This is a genomic window from Methyloligella solikamskensis (assembly GCF_042676065.1).
GTDB classification, from domain to species: Bacteria; Pseudomonadota; Alphaproteobacteria; order Rhizobiales; family Methyloligellaceae; genus Methyloligella; species Methyloligella solikamskensis.
Genome location: NZ_JBHTJO010000002.1, coordinates 99,625 through 118,613, shown reverse-complemented (window position 1 = coordinate 118,613; position 18,989 = coordinate 99,625). Strand labels below are relative to the sequence as shown.

At 62.6% G+C, this 18,989-nt stretch carries 17 protein-coding genes; 6 read left to right on the top strand and 11 right to left on the bottom strand.

Annotated elements, in window-relative coordinates; translation table 11 throughout:
* Window positions 1-93 precede the first annotated feature (93 nt).
* The 4 genes from ACFQ2F_RS13530 to ACFQ2F_RS13515 are packed head-to-tail and all read left to right on the top strand — an operon-like array spanning window position 94 to window position 4,965.
* Entirely contained in the window at window positions 94-1,206 is a 1,113-nt protein-coding gene (locus ACFQ2F_RS13530) for a microcin C ABC transporter permease YejB (RefSeq protein ID WP_379090946.1), read from the top strand.
* A gap of 1 nt (window position 1,207) precedes the next feature.
* A complete protein-coding gene (locus ACFQ2F_RS13525; protein WP_379090944.1) occupies window positions 1,208-2,392 on the top strand; it encodes an ABC transporter permease in 1,185 nt (394 codons plus the stop codon).
* Between the two features lie 4 nt (window positions 2,393-2,396).
* Window positions 2,397-3,305, top strand: a complete 909-nt coding sequence (locus tag ACFQ2F_RS13520; protein WP_379090942.1) for a cation diffusion facilitator family transporter — start codon at window positions 2,397-2,399, stop codon at window positions 3,303-3,305.
* Window positions 3,295-4,965 (top strand): ABC transporter ATP-binding protein, encoded by a 1,671-nt coding sequence (locus ACFQ2F_RS13515; protein ID WP_379090940.1) that lies wholly within the window; start codon window positions 3,295-3,297, stop codon window positions 4,963-4,965. Before ACFQ2F_RS13520 ends, ACFQ2F_RS13515 begins: the two co-directional genes overlap by 11 nt.
* 154 nt (window positions 4,966-5,119) lie before the next feature.
* On the opposite strand, the gene ACFQ2F_RS13510 is transcribed toward ACFQ2F_RS13515, so the two are convergent.
* Together ACFQ2F_RS13510 and ACFQ2F_RS13505 are read right to left on the bottom strand one after the other, a co-directional pair.
* Window positions 5,120-5,995, bottom strand: coding sequence for an NlpC/P60 family protein (locus ACFQ2F_RS13510; protein ID WP_379090938.1), 876 nt, complete (start codon window positions 5,993-5,995; stop codon window positions 5,120-5,122).
* A gap of 3 nt (window positions 5,996-5,998) precedes the next feature.
* Entirely contained in the window at window positions 5,999-7,429 is a 1,431-nt protein-coding gene (locus ACFQ2F_RS13505) for a leucyl aminopeptidase family protein (RefSeq protein ID WP_379090936.1), read from the bottom strand.
* A gap of 130 nt (window positions 7,430-7,559) precedes the next feature.
* Here ACFQ2F_RS13505 and ACFQ2F_RS13500 point away from each other — a divergent pair, with 130 nt between their 5' ends.
* Window positions 7,560-8,237: a glutathione S-transferase family protein gene (locus ACFQ2F_RS13500; RefSeq protein WP_379090934.1), complete on the top strand. Its 678-nt coding sequence runs from the start codon at window positions 7,560-7,562 to the stop codon at window positions 8,235-8,237.
* Between the two features lie 158 nt (window positions 8,238-8,395).
* Window positions 8,396-9,664, top strand: a complete 1,269-nt coding sequence (locus ACFQ2F_RS13495) for a tetratricopeptide repeat protein (RefSeq protein WP_379090932.1) — start codon at window positions 8,396-8,398, stop codon at window positions 9,662-9,664.
* A 198-nt stretch (window positions 9,665-9,862) separates the two neighbouring features.
* Here ACFQ2F_RS13495 and ACFQ2F_RS13490 read toward each other — a convergent pair whose 3' ends face one another.
* From ACFQ2F_RS13490 to ACFQ2F_RS13450, 9 genes are all read right to left on the bottom strand, one after another.
* Complete coding sequence (locus ACFQ2F_RS13490; protein WP_379090930.1) at window positions 9,863-10,840, bottom strand: type II secretion system F family protein; 978 nt, start codon at window positions 10,838-10,840, stop codon at window positions 9,863-9,865.
* Between the two features lie 2 nt (window positions 10,841-10,842).
* Window positions 10,843-11,832: a type II secretion system F family protein gene (locus ACFQ2F_RS13485; RefSeq protein ID WP_379090928.1), complete on the bottom strand. Its 990-nt coding sequence runs from the start codon at window positions 11,830-11,832 to the stop codon at window positions 10,843-10,845.
* Window positions 11,825-13,381, bottom strand: coding sequence for a CpaF family protein (locus ACFQ2F_RS13480; protein WP_379090926.1), 1,557 nt, complete (start codon window positions 13,379-13,381; stop codon window positions 11,825-11,827). Before ACFQ2F_RS13480 ends, ACFQ2F_RS13485 begins: the two co-directional genes overlap by 8 nt.
* Window positions 13,382-13,383: 2 nt before the next feature.
* Window positions 13,384-14,682 carry an AAA family ATPase gene (locus ACFQ2F_RS13475; RefSeq protein ID WP_379090924.1) on the bottom strand — a complete coding sequence of 433 codons (1,299 nt, stop codon included), beginning with the start codon at window positions 14,680-14,682 and terminating at the stop codon, window positions 13,384-13,386.
* On the bottom strand, window positions 14,675-15,424 hold the full coding sequence (locus ACFQ2F_RS13470; RefSeq protein ID WP_379090922.1) for a CpaD family pilus assembly protein: 750 nt from the start codon (window positions 15,422-15,424) through the stop codon (window positions 14,675-14,677). Before ACFQ2F_RS13470 ends, ACFQ2F_RS13475 begins: the two co-directional genes overlap by 8 nt.
* Before the next feature lie 21 nt (window positions 15,425-15,445).
* On the bottom strand, window positions 15,446-16,951 hold the full coding sequence (locus ACFQ2F_RS13465) for a type II and III secretion system protein family protein (protein WP_379090920.1): 1,506 nt from the start codon (window positions 16,949-16,951) through the stop codon (window positions 15,446-15,448).
* Window positions 16,952-16,995: 44 nt separating this feature from the next.
* On the bottom strand, window positions 16,996-17,778 hold the full coding sequence (gene cpaB, locus ACFQ2F_RS13460) for a Flp pilus assembly protein CpaB (protein WP_379090918.1): 783 nt from the start codon (window positions 17,776-17,778) through the stop codon (window positions 16,996-16,998).
* Window positions 17,779-17,964: 186 nt separating this feature from the next.
* Complete coding sequence (locus tag ACFQ2F_RS13455; RefSeq protein WP_379090916.1) at window positions 17,965-18,471, bottom strand: A24 family peptidase; 507 nt, start codon at window positions 18,469-18,471, stop codon at window positions 17,965-17,967.
* A gap of 134 nt (window positions 18,472-18,605) precedes the next feature.
* Window positions 18,606-18,785 (bottom strand): Flp family type IVb pilin, encoded by a 180-nt coding sequence (locus ACFQ2F_RS13450; RefSeq protein ID WP_379090914.1) that lies wholly within the window; start codon window positions 18,783-18,785, stop codon window positions 18,606-18,608.
* Between the last annotated feature and the right edge of the window lie 204 nt (window positions 18,786-18,989).

Sequence of the window (18,989 nt, the reverse complement as noted above, 5' to 3'; positions counted from 1 at the left end):
TCCGCCCCCTGTGGCATGAGACTGCGAAACATGCTGTATCGAGATTTGCGACAGCTCCATAAGACCAACTAAGGCAACGCAACCCGGACCTGCATGACAGCCTATATCTTCCGCAGAGTTCTGCTGATCATCCCGACCATGCTCGGCATCATGCTGATGACCTTCGTGGTTGTGCAGTTCGCACCGGGCGGGCCGGTGGAGCGCATGATCGCCCAGCTTACGGGCTCCGACGTCTCCGCGACGGCGAAGATCAGCGGCGGCGGGGGCGATTTCAGCGGCAGCGGCGGATCGCAGATGTCGCCGGGAGACGTCTCCTCTAACTCCAAATACCGCGGCGCGCAGGGCCTTGATCCCGAATTCATCAAGAGCCTGGAGAAGCAGTTCGGCTTCGACAAGCCGGCCTATGAGCGCTTCGGCCTGATGGTCTGGGATTATCTCCGCTTCGATTTCGGGGAGAGCTATTACCGCGACACCAGCGTGCTCTCGCTGATCTGGGAAAAGATGCCGGTCTCCATCTCGCTCGGGCTCTGGATGACGCTGATCTCCTATTCGATCTCCATCCCGCTCGGAATCCGGAAGGCGGTCTCCGACGGCAGCAAGTTCGATGTCTGGACCAGCAGCGCGATTATTCTGGGCTACGCGATCCCGGGCTTCCTGGTGGCGGTCTTCCTGATCGTGCTGTTCGCCGGCGGCTCGTTCTTTAGCTGGTTCCCGTTGCGGGGGCTGGTCTCGGAGAATTGGTCGGAGCTGCCCTGGTATTCGAAGATCCTCGACTATTTCTGGCATCTCGTGCTGCCGATGTTCGCCATGGCCCTCTCGGCCTTCGCGACCACGACCTTCCTCACCAAGAACTCGTTCCTGGAGGAGATCCGGAAGCAATACGTGATGACGGCGCGGGCCAAGGGGCTCACCGAGCACTCAGTGCTCTACGGGCACATCTTCCGCAACGCCATGCTGATCATTATCGCCGGCTTCCCTGGCGCGTTCATTGGGGCGTTCTTCGCAGGCTCCTTGCTGATTGAGACCATCTTCAGCCTGGACGGGCTCGGCTTGCTCGGCTTCGAATCCGTTGTGAACCGGGACTATCCGGTCGTGTTCGCGACCGTTTACATCTTCTCCTTGCTCGGGCTGATCATGAATCTGATCTCGGATCTCACCTATACCTGGGTCGATCCGCGTATCGATTTCGAGACGAGGGAGGTCTGATATGGACGCTCCCACCGATGTCGCCATCGAAGAACAGGAAGCCGCCGAAGCGGCGGCAGCAAACCGCCCTTGGATCAGGGTCTCGCCGGTCAACAAGCGGCGCTGGACGATCTTCAAATCCCACAAGCGGGGCTACTGGTCGCTGTGGATCTTCCTGATCCTGTTCGTCATCAGCCTGTTCGCCGAGTTCGTGGCCAACGACAAGCCGCTGCTGGTCGACTATCAGGGCGAGCTCTACAGCCCGATCTTCAAATCCTATCCCGAAACCACATTCGGCGGCTTCTTCGAGACGGAGGCCGACTACCGCGATCCGGCCGTGCAGGAGATGATCGAGGTGGACGGGGACGGCTGGATACTGTGGCCGCCGATCCGCTTCTCCTACAACACGGAGAACAAGGACCCGCCCATGGCCTTCCCGTCGAAGCCGACCTGGCTTCTGACCAAGGAAGACTGCGAGAAGGCGATCGAGGACGGCTTCCACCCTTGCAACGACGAGTTGGAGTGGAACTGGCTCGGCACTGACGACCAGGGCCGGGACGTGGTCGCGCGCATCATTTATGGTTTCCGCATCTCGGTGCTGTTCGGCTTGGTGCTGACCTTGCTCTCGTCGGTCATCGGCGTGGCGGCCGGCGCCGTGCAGGGCTATTTCGGCGGGTGGACGGACTTGCTGTTCCAGCGCTTCATCGAGATTTGGACCAGCGTGCCCCAGCTCTATCTGCTGATCATCGTGGCTGCCGTCATCGAGCCGAATTTCTGGATCCTGCTCGGCATCCTGCTGGCCTTCTCTTGGGTCGCGTTGGTCGGGCTGGTGCGGGCGGAGTTCCTGCGGGCGCGCAATTTCGAATACGTCACCGCGGCCAAGGCGCTGGGCCTGGGCAATTGGACCATCATGTGGAAGCACCTGCTGCCCAACGCCATGGTGGCGACCCTGACCTTCATGCCCTTCATCCTGAACGGCTCGATCACCACATTGACGTCGCTGGACTTCCTCGGCTTTGGCCTGCCGCCGGGATCGCCGTCCCTCGGCGAGCTGCTGGCCCAGGGCAAGGACAACCTGCATGCGCCCTGGCTCGGGCTGACGGCCTTTTTCGTCATCGGCATCATGCTGAGCCTGTTGATCTTCATCGGCGAGGCGGTGCGCGATGCCTTCGATCCGCGCAAGGCCTACGGCGCGGCGGAAGGATAAGCGGATGCACGGCTCTCACGACCATAACCACGTGAACAAGAGCAACGAGACGCGCATGGCGCTCGCCGCGGCCATCACCGGTCTCTTTATGATCGCCGAGGTGGTGGGCGGTGTGATCTCCGGGTCTCTGGCGCTGATCGCCGATGCGGGCCACATGCTGACCGATTTCGCGTCGCTCGCGCTTGCCTGGTTCGGCTTCCGGCTGGCCCGCCGACCGGCCGACTGGAAGCGCACCTACGGGTTCGACCGGTTCCAGGTGCTGGTGGCCTTCGTGAACGGGCTAACGCTCTTCGTGATCGCCGCGTGGATTGTCTACGAAGCTTATGAGCGTCTCACCGAAGGCGCCGAGGTCGAAGGCGGGGTCATGATGATCGTGGCCGCGTTGGGTCTCCTTGTGAATATCGGCGCGTTCTGGCTGCTCCATGGCGCCGACCGCGAAAACCTCAATGTGCGGGGCGCCGCGGTCCATGTGCTGGGTGACCTGCTGGGCTCCGTGGCCGCGCTGGCCGCGGGCGGCGTGATCTACTGGACCGGCTGGACGCCGATCGATCCCCTGCTCTCGGTGCTGGTCGCGCTGATCATCCTGCGCAGCGGCTGGTACGTGGTGAAGGCCTCAGCCCATATCCTGCTGGAAGGCGCTCCACCCGAGGTCGACAGCCGGGAGATCGGGCCCGACCTGGTGGCCAACGTAGCCGGCGTCGAGGATGTGCATCACGTCCATGTCTGGGCGATCACCCAGGAGCGATCCATGGTGACCCTCCACGCCTCCATCGAGCAGCCGACGGCGATGGACGATGTGGTGCGCGGCATCAAGCAACGGCTGGCCGAGCGGTTCGGACTGAACCACGCAACGGTCGAAGTAGAATGCGAAGGCTGCGCCGACGCAGCGACGGAGACGTCTCATGGCCACTGACGGCACGACGACCGATAACGACGCGACCCGCGGCGGCGATAAGCTCCTGACCGTGAAGGACCTCTCGGTCGATTTCGGCAAAGGAGAGAGCGCCGTTCATGCGGTGAAGAGCATCTCCTTCGACATCGGCAAGAAGGAGACGGTGGCACTGGTGGGCGAATCCGGCTCCGGCAAGACGGTCAGCGCGCTTTCGATCCTGCGGCTGCTGCCCTACCCGGCGGCGAACCATCCGAGCGGCGAGATCATCTACAAGGACAAGAACATCCTGAAGATGCGTCAGTCGGATTTGCGCAAGATCCGCGGCGATGAGATCTCCATGATCTTCCAGGAGCCCATGACCTCCCTGAACCCGCTGCACACGATCGAGAAGCAGGTGGCGGAGGTGATGACCATCCATCAGGGCATCTCCGGCAAGGCGGCCCAGGTACGGGTGCTGGAGCTGCTCGATGCGGTGGGCATCGACAATCCGGAAGAGCGACTCAATTCCTATCCTCATCAGCTTTCCGGCGGTCAGCGCCAGCGCGTGATGATCGCCATGGCGCTGGCCAACGATCCGGATCTCCTGATCGCGGACGAGCCGACCACGGCGCTCGACGTGACCATTCAGGCGCAAATCCTGGAGCTGTTGCTGCGGCTGCGCGAGAAGCTCGACATGGCCATGCTGCTGATCACCCACGATCTGGGGATCGTGCGGAAGATGGCGGACCGGGTCTGCGTGATGACCAATGGCGAGATCGTCGAGCACGGGTCGACCAAGCAGATCTTCAAGGCGCCGAAGCACCCCTACACCAAGCATCTCCTCGCCTCGGAGCCCAAGGGCAAGCCGCCGAAGGCAGACCCAAAGGCGCCGGTCATTCTGGAGGCCGACGATCTGAAGGTCTGGTTCCCGATCCGCCGCGGTTTCCTGCGGCGGACGGTCGGCTATATCAAGGCGGTCGATGGCGTCGATGTTGCCGTGCAGGAAGGCCAGACGGTCGGCGTGGTTGGCGAATCCGGCTCCGGCAAGACGACGCTGGGCCTCGCCCTACTCCGGCTCATTTCAAGCGAAGGGCCTGTGGTCTATCTCGGCAACCGCATCGACGGGCTGGAGAGCAAGGAGATGCGCCCTTACCGGCGGGAGATGCAGATCGTCTTCCAGGATCCGTATGGGTCGCTGTCCCCTCGGCTCTCGGTCAGCCAGATCATCGAGGAAGGGCTGCTGGTGCAGAAGCGCGGCTTGAGCGCCGACGAGCGCCGGGCGCGGGTCTCCAAGGCGCTGAAGGAGGTGGGGCTCAGCCCCGCCACCCAGGACCGCTACCCGCACGAATTCTCCGGCGGACAGCGGCAGCGCATCGCCATTGCGCGCGCTCTGGTGCTGGAGCCGAAATTCCTGGTGCTGGACGAGCCGACCTCGGCGCTGGACGTTTCGGTGCAGGCCCAGATCGTGGATCTCCTGCGCGACCTACAGAAGCGCTACAGCCTCGCCTATCTCTTCATCAGCCACGACCTGAAGGTGGTCCGGGCGCTCGCCAACTCCATCATCGTGATGCGCGACGGCAAGGTGGTGGAGAAAGGGCCGGCGGACGCCGTGTTCGACAATCCGAAGACGGATTACACGAAGGCTCTGCTGGCCGCGGCCTTCGAGCTGGAGGCTGCCGGGACGGACGCCGTTTCGACCTAGGGAAGTTTGCCGCAGGAACCGGCCGCCGAACGCGACGTTCTTATCTCCTGAAATCTGGAGACGTAGACGGAGCAGTTTTCATGCGCGGCGTCATTCTATGGATAATCGGAATCCCGATCCCCATCATCATCCTGCTGTATCTCTTCAACGTGATCTAGACGGCGGCCCCGCCGCCGCTGAGAGCGGGCATCCGCCTCACCTCCATCTCCGCAGCCCCTTCGCTGGCAATCCTCGCCTTCGCATCTTCCAGTGGCTCGACCGCCACCGCCATGTGGTGGGCGTTGGCGTGGAGCAGCGCGATGGTGGAGCGCATGATGCCGACATGGCCGGGCCAGAAGACGATATCGCCGCGGCGGAGATCTGCGAGATCTTCTACCTTTTCGCCAAGCGCGCCCCGCTGCATATCCGTATCCCGCGGGCAGTCGAAGCCAGCTGCCTGAAGCGAGAGCTGCACGAGGCCTGAGCAATCGAGGCCGAGGCTCGTCTTGCCGCCCCAGAGATACGGCGTGCCTAGGAACATCTCGGCGATGGCGACGTAGTCCTCCGCCGCAGTCTGAAGCGGCTTTGCGTGGCGGGCGAAGACATAGCCGCCTGTTGCAAGGGGCAGGAAGGGTCCTTCCTTGCCGTCCGCTACCAGGAGCGCATTCATGTTGATCAGATCGAGGGGCGGCGTCTTGATGTCCGGTTTCGGATAGAGATAGCTGCGCAACGCCGTGAGCCGATGGGTAGGCTTGGGTGCGTCTTCCGCCAAACCTTCCATCTTCAGATAGCCGACATAACCGTCCTGGATCTGGGCCCACCCCCAGCCGTCCTTTTCGTCATAGACGGTCGCCGTCTCGCCAAAGAGGGCTTCGGTCTCCAACGGGGCATCGGCTTTCGGGGCCCGCCGCAGCGGCAGATGGGAAACCGCGACGCGATAGGCCGTGCCTTCGACATAGCGAGGCGCCTCGATCTGCCCGCGCAAGTAATCGGCGGCGAGGTCGTCGCGATAAGGGTGAAGCCGGGGGTCTGGCGGACCGTCCGTGGTCACGCGCTAGCCCTCCGCCTTGCCGAAGGTCTTCTGAAGGAACGCGAAGAGCGCCCGCGCCCCGTGGGGCTCGCCGCCCTGGGGCCGGCCCGGCGTGGGACGCGGCACCCAGCCATAGATGTCGAAATGTGCGAAGCGCTTCGCTTTCTCCACAAAGCGGCGCAGGAAGAGCGCTGCCGTGATGGAGCCGGCGAAGGGCCCTTGGGAGATGTGGTTCACGTCGGCGATGGAGCTCTTCAGCCACTCGTCGTAGGGGTTCCAGAAGGGCATGCGCCAGACGGGATCGCCCGTTTTCGTGCCCGCCTCCAGAAGCGCCTGGGCAAAATCGTCGTCGTCGCTATAGAGCGGTGGCAGGTCCGGGCCGAGTGCGGAGCGGGCCGCGCCTGTGAGCGTCGCAAACGTGATGAGATAGTCCGGCTCTTCCTCGTCGGCGAGGGCCAACGCATCGGCCAAGACGAGGCGGCCTTCGGCATCGGTGTTGCCGATCTCGACGGTCTTGCCGCTGCGGCTCTGCAGCACGTCGCCGGGGCGGAAGGCATTGCCGGAGATGTTGTTGTCGGCCGCGGGGATCAGCACGCGAAGGCGCACGGGCAGATCTGCCTGCATGACGAGGAAGGCGGTGGCCAGAGCCGCGGCGGCCCCGCCCATATCCTTCTTCATTAGAAGCATGCCGCTGCCCGGCTTCATGTTGAGACCGCCGGTATCGAAGCAGATGCCCTTGCCCACGATTGTGAGCTTCGGCGCGTCCGGCTTGCCCCAGGTGAGGTCGATCAGCCGCGGGGGCCGATCGCTGGCGCGGCCGACCGCATGGATCATGGGAAAATTGTCGGCCAGGAGATCGCGGCCTTCGGTGACCTTCACGCTGGCGCCGAAGGTGTGGCCGAGATCGCGCACGGCCGTCTCCAACTCGGCTGGGCCGAGATCGTTGGCCGGCGTGTTGATCAGATCACGGCCGAAATAGGTGGCCTGCGCCAGCGCCGTAACCTTATCGGGATCGGCGCCTTCGGGCAGCTTTAGGCGGGCCGGCTTGGTCTGATCGGCCTTGTAGCGGGTGAAGCGGTAGCAGCCGGCGAGCCAGGCGAGGCTTGCAAGCTCCGGATCGGGAAGATCGCTTGCGAAAGCGTAGTCGCCGGACGGCAGGCTCCCGGGGAGGCCGCCGGGGAGGAAGGGTTTATCCTTCTCCCAGCCCTCGCCGCCGGTGCCGAGCAGCACGCCGCCGATGGCGCCATTCTCCCCCGGCAGCACCAGGGTCGCTCCGGCCGCGGGCTGCCAGTTCTGGCTTTCGACCCAGGCCCGCTGGCCTTCACTCAGTTGATCGAGAGTACCGTCTTCGAGAGAGCCGACGAGCCAGATCGGCGTAGCGTCGGCTTCCTTCTCGGCGATGAACGTCTTCAGTTGGAGGCCGAGGGCCTCCAGGGTATTTGCATTATTTGCCATGGATTCCGCAGCGTTGTGGCCAAGCTTGTGCGCGCGCCGCATTAATGGCAGGGCATTGCGCCGATGACAATGGCAGGCAAGAGAATGACCGGGAAGACAGTGACCGGGAAGACAGTGGCGGAGGACAAGAATGGCTGAGCATGGCTACCGGCTCGTGGTTGGAGACAAGAACTATTCGTCGTGGAGCTTGCGGCCCTGGCTGGCCATGAAGCATTTCGGCGTGCCGTTCGAGGAGGAGTATATCGTCCTGCGCCGTGGGCTGGAGACCAAGAAGTCGATCCTTGACCATTCGCCGTCGGGCAAGGTGCCGGCGCTGAAGACGGACGGGTTCCTGGTCTGGGATTCTCTCGCCATTCTCGAATTCCTGGCAGAGCGGCATCCGGAGGCCGGCTGGTGGCCGGAGTACGAGCAGGCCCGGGCCGAGGCGCGTGCGGTGTCCGCGGAGATGCATGCCGGCTTCCAGGCGCTGCGCAACGACATGCCCATGGATCTGGTGAGCACCCTGCCGACGCCGGAGCTGACCGAACCGCTGCAGCACAATATCTCCCGGGTGGTCGCCATCTGGGCCGGCGCACGGGCGAAGCATGCCGCCGACGGCCCGTTTCTCTTCGGACGCTTCTCTATCGCCGATGCCATGTACGCGCCGGTCGCCACGCGATTCAAAACCTTCCAGGTGGACCTGTCCGATTTCGGCGACGACGGCAGGGCTGCCGCGTATGGCGAGACGATCCTGGCCATGCCGGAAATGGCGGAATGGCTGGATGGCGCCAAAGCCGAGATGGCCGAACGCTACCCGGCTGGCGCCTAGCCCGCGCCGCCCTTCAGACGCCAACTCCTTAACGCCGGTTAACTTTTCATGCCTTTCCAAGCGCTTATGGTTAATTCTTTTTTGACGCGTGTATCAGAAAGTAACGGGAGCGAATGCAGTGAAGCGGCCGTGATTACGGTCGCCAACGAGGTTTGTGCATGTTTCCCGTCTCTTTCGACACCGAAGGGTCCCGCCGTTCATTCTTTAAGGTCTTGATCCTGACCACAGCCGCAGCAGCCCTGCTCGGCGGCTGCAACAAAACCGGCGGCACCGGGCTCATCGGAACGAACGGCATGGATCTGCCGACCGTGGATTCGGCGTCGCTGAGCGGCGCTCAGTCGAACCGCGCCAAGGTTGGCCAGTGGGCGTCGGCCTATGCGCGCAAGCCGAGCGATCCGCGGATGGTGCTGGGCTACGCCTATGCGCTGAAGGCCACGGGCAACAAGCAGCAGGCGCTGACCGTCCTGAATAACGGTTTCCGGGCGAACCCGGGCAACGGCGAGATCGCAGCCCAGCTCGGCCGGGTGGCACTGGAGCTAGGGCGGACGGATATCGCCCAGAAATCTCTCGCGGTGGCTCAGAAGAAGGGCGTCAACGATTGGCGTACCCTTTCGGCGCAAGGGACGCTGCTCGCCAAGAAGGGCGATCATGCGAACGCCCAGCGCTATTTCCAGGCCGCGCTGAAGCAGAAGCCGGACTCGACCTCCGTGATCAACAATCTCGCGCTCTCCTATGCGCTGGACGGCAAGGCGAAGGAATCCGAGACGCTGCTGCGGAAGGCTGTTGCAAGCGGCGCGACCGACAAGCGGGTGCGCCAGAACCTCGCTCTGGTGATCGGCTTGCAGGGCAAGTTCAACGAAGCCACACAGGTGGCCTCGGTGGGCGCCGACAAAAAAGATGCGAACCAGAACGTCGCTTACCTGCGCAAGATGCTGAACAAGCCGACCCAGATGGCCGCTGCCGAGCCTGAGCCGGTGCCAGAGCCCCCTGCCCAGGATTACGCTCCCTTTGGGCCCCACGGCCAGCCGAGCCAAGCCTCCCAGCCCGTCCACATGGCCGCGTCCAGCACCCTTGCCGGCAATGCGCCGGCGCGGCCTGCCGGCCGGCTTCCCCAGAGCGTTCAGACGGCTTCGAGCCAGGCCGCAATCGAGGCCGAGCGGTCCCAGAGCTCCGGCTCCAGCGTCGCTCAGAAGCGCCCCGTACAGGCGCCGTCGACGGTCGCCTCCCGGAACATCCCGATCCCCGCCGAGGTCCGGCGTCCGGTCGTTGCTCAGCGCTACGAGCCTAGCGCCACACAGTCGACCACGGTGGCAAAGAAAATCACGCCTGCACGGACGGCGGTCGCCCAGGCGGCACCGGGCCAGCCCGCGCAAAGTCAGGGTGACGCTGCGGCGGCAGCGAGCCTGTTGCGCTCCGACCTGGACTAAGAGCCAGCTCAATTTTTTCGAGAAAGCGAAGGCGGCGTTTCCGGACGCCGCCTTTTTCGGATGGCTACGGGCGGCGTCGGCGCCGCACAGCCTGGACAGCAGCGCAGGCAGGTTTTCCGCGGCCGGTCTGTTGATCGGGGGATCCGGCCCGTTTATCGCTTATAGAAAATGTTGTCGCTCGCTCTCAGGCCTTGCGCACTAACCTCCGAGCGTATCGAACACCTTGATCGCTGCAGGGCCGAGGAGCACGACGAAGAGTACGGGGAGGAAGAACAGGATCATCGGCACCGTCAACTTCGGCGGCAGCGCTGCAGCCTTCTTCTCCGCCTCGTTCATGCGGCCATCCCGGCTTTCTTTCGCCATGACGCGCAGGGCCTGGCCGAGCCCGGTACCGTATCGCTCCGCCTGAAGCAGGCTTGTGCCTACGGCCTTTACGGCCGGAACGCCCGTACGCTTGCCCAGATTCTCGTAGGCCTGGCGACGCTGAGGCAGATAGGAGAGCTCTGCCGTCGTGAGAGCAAACTCCTCGGCCAGTTCCAGAGACTGCGGCCCGATCTCCGTCGAGACCTTATTCATCGCCGACTCGATGGACATGCCGGACTGGACGCAGATCAGAAGGAGATCGAGGGCATCCGGAAAGGCCTGCTTGATGGATTTCTGGCGCTTCTGAATAAGATTGGTGATGAAGATGTTCGGCAGGTAGAAGCCGAGATAGGCGGCGCCGACCGCGATGCAGAACTTCATCAGACCGCTGAGCTCGAACGCAGAGACAAAGAACAGATAGAAAGCAGCTGCAAAGAAGGCCACGAGCGGCAAGGTGGCCCGGAAGAACAGAAAGGCCACGACAGGGGCCTGACCGCGCAGTCCGGCCATTTTCAACCTTTGGTGCGTCTCCTCCGTCTCCAGGGCCTTGCGCAGGTTAAAGCGATCGACGAAGCGCTTCATGAATGTGCGGGGATCCTGACGGAGCCGCGCTTCGCGCTGCTGATCGGCGAGAGCCGCCATCCGTTCTTCGCGCATGCGCTCCCTCTCGCCGGCAACGTATTTCATCCGCGAATCCAGCCTGTCTGAAGCAAAGAGCGGCATGATCAGCGTGGCCACCGTCGCGAAGGCCGCCATGCCGACGAGCAGCATGATGACGAATTGGCGGTCGAGGAGGAGGAAGAGATAATCCATGGTCAGAAATCGAAATTGATCATTTTGCGCATCACCAGAACGCCCGTGAGCATCCAAAGCGCGCTGCCGATTAGGAGCAGATTGCCGATCCGGTCTGTGAAAAGTGTCGAGATATAGTCCGGCGTCATGATGTAGATCGCCAACATGACCAGTATCGGCAGCGCACCGATGATCATGGCCGACGCTTTCGCCTCGGCACTGTAGGCCTTCACCTTCGCTTGCAACTGGTGCCGCGAACGCAGGACCTGTGACAGGTTCGACAGGGCTTCCGCGAGATTGCCACCGGTCTGGGCCTGCACGGCGATCACAATGGCAAAGAAGTTCACTTCCTGGAGCGGCATGCGCTCGTACATCCTCATGAACGCTTGAGGTAGAGGGATGCCGACCCGCTGCTGCTCGACGAGGTCGACGAAGGCGCTCTTCACCGGCTCCGGCGATTCATTAGCGATGATCTGCAGACAGTCTAGGAGCGGAAGGCCGGTCTTCACGCCGCGAACAATGATGTCGATGGCATTGGCAAATTCGACCAGGAACTTGTTCTGACGGCGCTCCGCCGCCTTTTTCAAGACGAAGCGCGGGAGCCCGACACCAGCGGCGAAACCTGCCAGAACGCCGACCCAGAGTGGCGATCCGAGGATCAGCACGAACACGAAACCGACGACGCCGGTCAGCAAGCTGATCAGATGGAAGGTCCGCGGCTTGATACTAAAACCGGCGCGCTGGATGCGCGTTCTGAGATCGATCCGCTTGCTTGCTTTATGCTTGGCTTCTAGCTCCTTGACCGTCTCCTGCACCTGCTTGCGGCGCATGTGCATCGGCTGCTTGACAGAGGGTTCCAGCCGCCGGCTGGCCGCTCCGCGAGAGGCGTTACCTACTCGTTTGGTCGCTTCGCTCTCGCTGAAATACGGGGAGATCAGGACATAGGCGAAGACGCCGACGGCGAGCGCGACCATGAAGATAATGGCTGTCTGGAAGAGCTCCGGGCTAACCAACGTGGTCTCCTAACGGCCGGCCGCTTTCGTCGAGCACCTCGCCCGCGGAAAGCGCTTCGGACAGACGCTTTTCTTCGTTGAAGTAGCGCGCGCGCTCATAGAACGCGGGCCGGGCAATACCTGTGGTGCGGTGACGGCCGATGATGCGGCCGTTGGCGTCCTCGCCCTCTATGTCATAGAGGTAGAGATCCTGGAGGGTCACCACGTCACCTTCGAGGCCGATGACCTCGGTGATCCTGGTGATCTTGCGCGAGCCGTCGCGCATACGGGACGCCTGAACGATGAGGTCCACCGAGCCTACGATCATCTCGCGGATGGTATGGGCCGGCAGGTTGTAGCCGCCCATCAAGATCATGCTCTCCAGACGAGAGATGCATTCGCGCGGGCTGTTGGAGTGGAGCGTGCCCATGGACCCGTCATGGCCGGTGTTCATGGCCTGGAGGAGGTCGAAGGCCTCCGGGCCGCGCACCTCGCCGACGATGATCCGGTCGGGACGCATACGCAGACAGTTCTTCACCAGGTCGCGCATGGTAACCTCGCCTTCGCCCTCCAGATTGGGCGGACGCGTTTCGAGACGCACGACGTGTGGCTGCTGGAGCTGGAGCTCGGCGGAGTCCTCGCAGGTGATGATTCGCTCATCCGGCTCGATATAGGCGGTGAGGCAGTTCAGCAGCGTCGTCTTACCCGAGCCCGTACCGCCCGAGATGATCACGTTGCAGCGAACTCGGCCGACGATAGCCAGCAATGTCCGGCCCTCCGGGCTGATCGAGCCGTATCTGACAAGCTGATCGAGAGTGAGTCGATCCCGCTTGAACTTACGAATGGTGAGGCTCGGCCCGTCGATGGCCAACGGGGGCGCGATGACGTTCACGCGGCTGCCGTCTGGGAGACGGGCGTCGCAGATAGGGCTCGATTCATCGACACGTCTGCCAACCTGACTCACGATCCGCTGGCAGATATTCATCAGCTGGCCGTTATCGGCAAAACGGATCGACGCCGGCTCCACCTTGCCGTCCACTTCGATGTATGTGGTCTCGGCGCCGTTCACCATGATGTCGGCGATATCATCACGGGCAAGCAGCGGCTCCAGCGGACCGTAGCCCAGCACGTCGTTGCAGATGTCCTCGAGCAGCTCTTCCTGCTCGGCGATAGACATCACCACGTTCTTGATGGCGACGATCTCGCTGACGATGTCGCGGATTTCTTCCCGGGCCACGTCGGCATCGAGCCGCGCGAGCTGGGTCAGATCGATCGTGTCGATCAGCGCCGTGAAGACGGTCGTCTTGACGTCGTAATACTCTTCGGAGCGATTGCGGCTCGGCTTGTCCGACCGAGGCTTCGCCACTTTCGGCCTGATCTCCTCCATAGGGGTGGGAGGCGTTTCCTGAGCCGGCAGTGTCTCGGAAGACTCCAGGCTGGCTTCGAAATCCGGTTTCGCGGACTCGGCGGCGTCGGACTCCCGGTCCGGTTCGGCCACGCGCGGCTCCGGTTTCTCTTCGGGGCGCGGGGCCTCGGAGAAGCTCTTTTTCGTTCCCCTCTTACCAAACATCGCTACGCACTCTTACTGAGACCGAGGCTGGACAGGAACGACCCCAGGAACGACGAGGATTCGCGCTTGCTCTCCACCCGATCGGTCAGGGTGTAGGCCAGGGTGCGGAACTGATCCGCGGCTTTTGAGTTTTCGGAAACCTCTTCGATCATCTGCCCGTTATTCGCCGCCGTCCCGAACAGGGGCGCGTCGAAGTCGATCACCACCACAGGATCGAGTTCCAGGGCCTGGGCGAAATCCTTGATCGAAATCTCGGGGCGTTTAGGTATGCCGACCTGGTTAAGCACGAGATAAGGCGGGCGATCGTTCACCCGCTTCGCCTTGAGCTGGTCGACGATGTTCTTCGCATTGCGCAGATTGGCGAGATCGGGTGCGGCGGTCAGCACCACATGGTCGGCGCGCATCACGACCTGCTGGGCCCACTCGGTCCAGATATGAGGCACGTCGAGGGCAACCCATGGGACATTGTTCCGAACCGTGTCCAACACCGTCTCGCAAGATTCCGATTCGATCTCGTGCGTGCGGTCCAAAGTGCCAGGAGCCGCAAACAGGCTCAGGTGGTCGGAGCAGCGTGACAGGAGGCGGTCGAGCAGAACCTCGTCCATGCGTTCCGGTGAAGCGAGCGCTTCAGCAATCCCCTGGATTGGGTCCTGGTTGAAATCCAGCCCGGCTGTCCCGAAGGGCAAATCCAGGTCGACGATGACGGACTCGTCCTTCAGATCCGCCGAAATCGCGAAAGCGGTGTTGTGGCAGACCGTGCTGGACCCAGCGCCGCCCTTCGCGCCGATGAATGCCACAGTCTGGCCGACCGGATCGCTGTCAGGGTTGGCGTAAATATCGGAGATGCACTCGATAATCTGAGCCACGCTTATCGGGGCCACAACATATTCGCTCACGCCGCGCTTTATCAGTTCGCGATAGAGCAGCACGTCGTTCACGTGACCGACAGCGACAACCTTCGTTCCGGGATCGCAGACCTCCGCCAGCCGGTCCAGATCCGCCAGCAGCGCGTCGCCCTTCAGGAAGGACTCGATAATGATCAGATTCGGCGTGGAGGTGCTGCGGAAGAAGGTGACAGCAGCCTCGACGCCACCCAGGCGCACGTTCACATGGGCTTTCGCAAGACGGCGATCTTCGCTCGCATGCTGGATCGCGGCGGCGGTGTCCTGGTCTTCGCAAAAAGCCTGAATGTTGATCCGCGGGACGGGTCGTGCGCGGATAGGATCGACCCGCTGAGGTGTGCCTTGAGCGGGCGCCTCGTCGTCGTCCTCCGGATCTATGGAGTACGCGGCATCAGTCACTCTGAGCTCCTAGATTGCTGGAGTTGGCGCGCTCAGACGGAGCCTCAGGCCTCCACTCGGCGCCTGTCGGCTCGCCCTTGACGTAATTGCCCCACACGGTGTCTCGGCGCTCACTGGCACGCGGCGTTTCATCTGCCGGCTGCACGAGGTGGCGCGGATTGGCGACCTGAGCGGCCAGGTTCCGCTGGGTAGCGCAGCCCAGGTTTGGATAGGGCGCGTTGTTGGGGTCATAGGCCAGGTTTTCCGACCAGTCGGGGCATGTCGGTCCTTCTGCGACGAAGCGGTCGTAGGTCAGCCGGATGGCCTGGAATGACTTGTAGCCCGGCGAGTAGCTCTCGAGCACGACCTCGTTTTGGGTGAAGCCGCGGCTGCGCAGAACCTGCTTCACATCGGTGAAGACTGCGCGCGTCGCGCGTTCGTCACCGCCGACGGGCGCCTTGATGACGAGCCTCGACCCCCTGCTGCGCTTGTAGTCCGAAAGGAAGCTGTAGAGCTGGGACTCCTGGCTGCGGGTCAGGCCGTAGGAGCCGGCATAGACCGGGATGTCCAGCCGCGCTTCGGAATTCGATACGACGATCGGATGGCGCTCGGTGGGATTGGCCAGCATGAAGGGCGCTTCGAACCGCGGACCGGCCTGCATGCATCCGGTCAAGACCGTTCCCGACAACAGCACGGCGAGGAGAGCGGCAGCAGACCGGCCGCCTGTGGGGCGCTGGCTGAGCACTTTTGGAAATCCAGACATGATCACGTTCTCCGTTCTCTCCTACTCGACGATGAATCCGACATCGCCACCGAAATTACCCTGGGGCACGACCTCCGGCTCGCGTCCGTAGACCCGATTCATCTGCCCCATGAAATTGGCGTTCACGTCGCTTGCCCAGCCGAAGCCCTGATCGGGCTGGGTCAGCTCATTGCGGGACACAGCCTTCGCGATATACGGCGTCACCATGACCACAAGCTCAGTCTCGTTCTTCTGGTAGTCGCGGCTGCGGAAGAGCGTCCCCAGAACCGGGAGATCTTTCAGGCCGGGATAACCGCTAATGGTCTGCCGGGACTGATCCGACAACAGGCCGGCGATCACCAGGGACCCACCACTCGCCAGCTCGACCGTGGTCTCGGCACGGCGCACCTTCAGGGCGGGGATTGTGAAGCCGCCGGTCACGGCGATGGCGCCCTCGTTGGAAAGCTCGCTGACTTCGGTCGAGATCTTCATGCTGATGCGGCCCTCCGACAGCACGACGGGCGTGAAGGCGAGCCCGACACCGAACTGCTTGAAGTCGACCGATGCGGTATTGGTGGTGGTATCGATACCCGTGACGATCGGGAATTCGCCGCCGGCCAGGAAGTTGGCCGTCTCGCCCGAGATCGCTGTGAGGTTCGGCTCCGCCAGTGTATGGATCAAACCGTTCTGCTCCAGCGCCTGAAGCATAGCGTCGGCGCTATTCGAGCCACTTGCCCACCCGACGGCAGCCTGCGCAGGCGCGATCGGCCCCTGGTTCACCGGGAACGGCAATTGGCTCAAGGCGGCGAACTGGAAGTTCCCGGAATTCACCAACGCCTCAAGGTTCACGCCAAGCTGCTTCGCAGTGTTGCGCTCCATCTCGACGACGGAGACCTTCAGCATCACCTGCTCTTCGCCCTCGACTGTGATCATATTGATCACCTTGCGCTGCTCGGTGCCGATGCTCGTGTGTTCCGCCATGCCGCCGACACCGGCAGCGCCGGCGCCCATGCTGGTCGTGGTGGCCGGAGCGTCAGGGTCATACGCGATGACACTGTTGGCGATCTGGCTTGCACGCGTGGCGTCCTGGGGGGTCTCGACGCGGCCGGTCAACAGGATGTTGCCGCCGAAAGCCTCGACCTGGATATCGGAACCTGGAATGAGGCGGGCGAGCAGTCCTTCCAGAGCCGAAAGATCGCGCTGGATATTGAGCTCCAGAGTCAGAACCTGATTGCCATTCTGGTCCGTGAAGAAGACGTTCGCCTCGCCGAGCTCCTTGCCGATAACGTAGGCGCGGCGGGAGGTCTGCATGACGGCGTCGACCTTTGCAGGGTTTGAGACCATCACGTCGCGCACGGCCACGGGAAGCTCGACAACCATGGACTTGTTCAGCCCCAGGTCGATCTGGCGGACGGCCGGAACAGAGGACGCGGTCACCCGGATGAGCGACGTGCTCCGCTCCGTCGCTGCGGACGGTGCCGGGACAAGCGGACCGATTGCGAGCGCGACGGCGCACAAGACGGACACCAGCTTACGTAACCGAGCCATTTCCCTGCCTTTTCCTGTTATCCCCCGTGACGTGCTCATGGTGCTCAGTTCACTCCAAAGACCTGAGACGGCACGCCGTATTTCAGCATTTTGACGGACCCGCTCTTCTCGTTGCGGATGTCCACCGTATCGCCCGGCTTGGGCGTGTCGGCGAGACTGCGAAGCGAGAGCGAGAGCTGTCCCATCGACTGGGCGAGCGAAAGAATTTCGGTTTGCCGAGGCGTCAGTTCCAAAGTCGCCGTGGCGCCGGAAACGACCTTCTCTTCACCGGTTGTCTCGAGCGTCTGGCCGATGGCGAGGACGCGCACGTTGCGCAAAATCGTCTCGCTGACCTGTTGATCCGCGTTGCCGACCTGGATCCGCCTGCTCAAGATGACGTCGACGCGGTCGTTAGGCAGAATGAATCCACCGGCCGCGCTCTCCTCGCTGATCGGTGTCGAAATCGCGCGCATGCCGGACGGCAGGATCGCAGCGAGCACGCCGCCCTCGCCCGCCTTGATGAGCTTTTGTCCCTTGACCGGCTCGCCGGCGATGAAGGGTGCGCGCGCAATCGAACCCATCAGGTTCTTAACGGCGTCGGGATTCTGATCGCGGGTGATGAGATCCGGCGTAACCCCTTCTTCGGGCCATTCCTGCCATTTGAGCGAGTCTTCGGTCACGGCATCGCCGAGCCGGAAATCCTTTGCCGTCACCAAGACGTCCTTCGCGCCGACAGTCTTCTCGATCGTAACGGTTTCTGTGTCAGAGACCATGTTGCGCGCCATCATGGCAGCGCCGATGGCGGCCACGAAGGCAATGGCCAGAACAATGATTCTGCCTTTTTTCATTCGAATGAACTCCTCACGCCCCCGGCGTTTCGCGCAACATGACCACTGTGCCTCGCGAATTCTCAACGGCGAGTTAATGCCCGTGCCAAATTGGCCGCCGCTGCCTCGAAATCGTGCAATGAAAAAGGGCGAGACGCTTCCCGCGTCCCGCCCTTTGAGAAGAAGGTGACGTCTGTAGAGGCGTCGCTAGGTGCCCAGTGCTGCCATGAAGGGCGTTCCGGAATAGGCGATGAGACCGCCAGCGGCGAGCGCGATGCCGTAGGGCACGCCTTCCTGCGGGTGGTGCAGGCGCGAAACCCACGCTTGGGACATCATGGCGGGCGGGAGCGGATAGCTGCGATAGGCGAGCAGCAGAAGGGTCAGCGCCCCGCCCAGGATGCCAGAGAACATGACGTAGACGAGCAGAGACTGCGGATCCAGCCACAGGACGGTTGCGGCGAAGAGCTTCGCATCGCCGCCGCCGATCCAGCCCATGGCGAACATGCCGAAGCCGATGACAAGAGCGCCGATGGCGGCTGCGGTCTGGATGCCGATCTCAGGCAGGCTCAGTCCAATAAGGGGCGCGAGACAGGCAAACCCTACGACCAGTATCAGGGGAATCCGGTTCGGGACCGTCATGGTGATCAGATCCATCGCTGCAGCGAACGCCATGCAGGCGGGAAAGATCGTGATGATAAGAAGGTCTTGGATCATGACCGGCGGGCTCCCATACGATGGTGAGGAGTATGCGGTTCAAACGCTAAGGGAGCGTTGAAAACGCTTCCCCACAAAAAAGAAGCCGCCCCGTGCAGGGGCGGCTTCCGTACAGTCCTGAACTAGCAATTAGCTTACTCGGTCGGAACCGTGCCCAGCTCATCGCGGATGTACGTGAAGACGGTCTCCAGATTGCCGCCGATCGCATTCACGAGAGCGATAATGGCGACGGAGATGCCGGCGGCGATGAGGCCATACTCGATGGCGGTTGCACCGGATTCGTCTTTCGCGAAACGCGTAACAAGATTTTTCATTTCGACAGTTCCTTTCACAGATTTTCACAGCACCCAGTTCGCCGTCCCTGACTGTTGATCGCCTCAGGACGGCTCGAACTGTGGAGACCATAGCGGTCCCGCGTTACGGCCAAGTTAAACGAAAAGAATAATTCCAACGACTTATAGTTAACGAATTGTATTCGCCGGGCAACATGGGTGGTCGCCACTGTCGGCCATACCCGG

Coding starts and splice junctions, on each gene's coding strand:
- ACFQ2F_RS13530 (WP_379090946.1), top strand. CDS start 94: ATGACAGCCTATATCTTCCGCAGAGTTCTGCTGATCATCCCGACCATG.
- ACFQ2F_RS13525 (WP_379090944.1), top strand. CDS start 1,208: ATGGACGCTCCCACCGATGTCGCCATCGAAGAACAGGAAGCCGCCGAA.
- ACFQ2F_RS13520 (WP_379090942.1), top strand. CDS start 2,397: ATGCACGGCTCTCACGACCATAACCACGTGAACAAGAGCAACGAGACG.
- ACFQ2F_RS13515 (WP_379090940.1), top strand. CDS start 3,295: ATGGCCACTGACGGCACGACGACCGATAACGACGCGACCCGCGGCGGC.
- ACFQ2F_RS13505 (WP_379090936.1), bottom strand. CDS start 7,429: ATGGCAAATAATGCAAATACCCTGGAGGCCCTCGGCCTCCAACTGAAG.
- ACFQ2F_RS13500 (WP_379090934.1), top strand. CDS start 7,560: ATGGCTGAGCATGGCTACCGGCTCGTGGTTGGAGACAAGAACTATTCG.
- ACFQ2F_RS13495 (WP_379090932.1), top strand. CDS start 8,396: ATGTTTCCCGTCTCTTTCGACACCGAAGGGTCCCGCCGTTCATTCTTT.
- ACFQ2F_RS13490 (WP_379090930.1), bottom strand. CDS start 10,840: ATGGATTATCTCTTCCTCCTCCTCGACCGCCAATTCGTCATCATGCTG.
- ACFQ2F_RS13480 (WP_379090926.1), bottom strand. CDS start 13,381: ATGTTTGGTAAGAGGGGAACGAAAAAGAGCTTCTCCGAGGCCCCGCGC.
- ACFQ2F_RS13470 (WP_379090922.1), bottom strand. CDS start 15,424: ATGTCTGGATTTCCAAAAGTGCTCAGCCAGCGCCCCACAGGCGGCCGG.
- ACFQ2F_RS13465 (WP_379090920.1), bottom strand. CDS start 16,951: ATGGCTCGGTTACGTAAGCTGGTGTCCGTCTTGTGCGCCGTCGCGCTC.
- cpaB (WP_379090918.1), bottom strand. CDS start 17,778: ATGAAAAAAGGCAGAATCATTGTTCTGGCCATTGCCTTCGTGGCCGCC.
- ACFQ2F_RS13455 (WP_379090916.1), bottom strand. CDS start 18,471: ATGATCCAAGACCTTCTTATCATCACGATCTTTCCCGCCTGCATGGCG.
- ACFQ2F_RS13450 (WP_379090914.1), bottom strand. CDS start 18,785: ATGAAAAATCTTGTTACGCGTTTCGCGAAAGACGAATCCGGTGCAACC.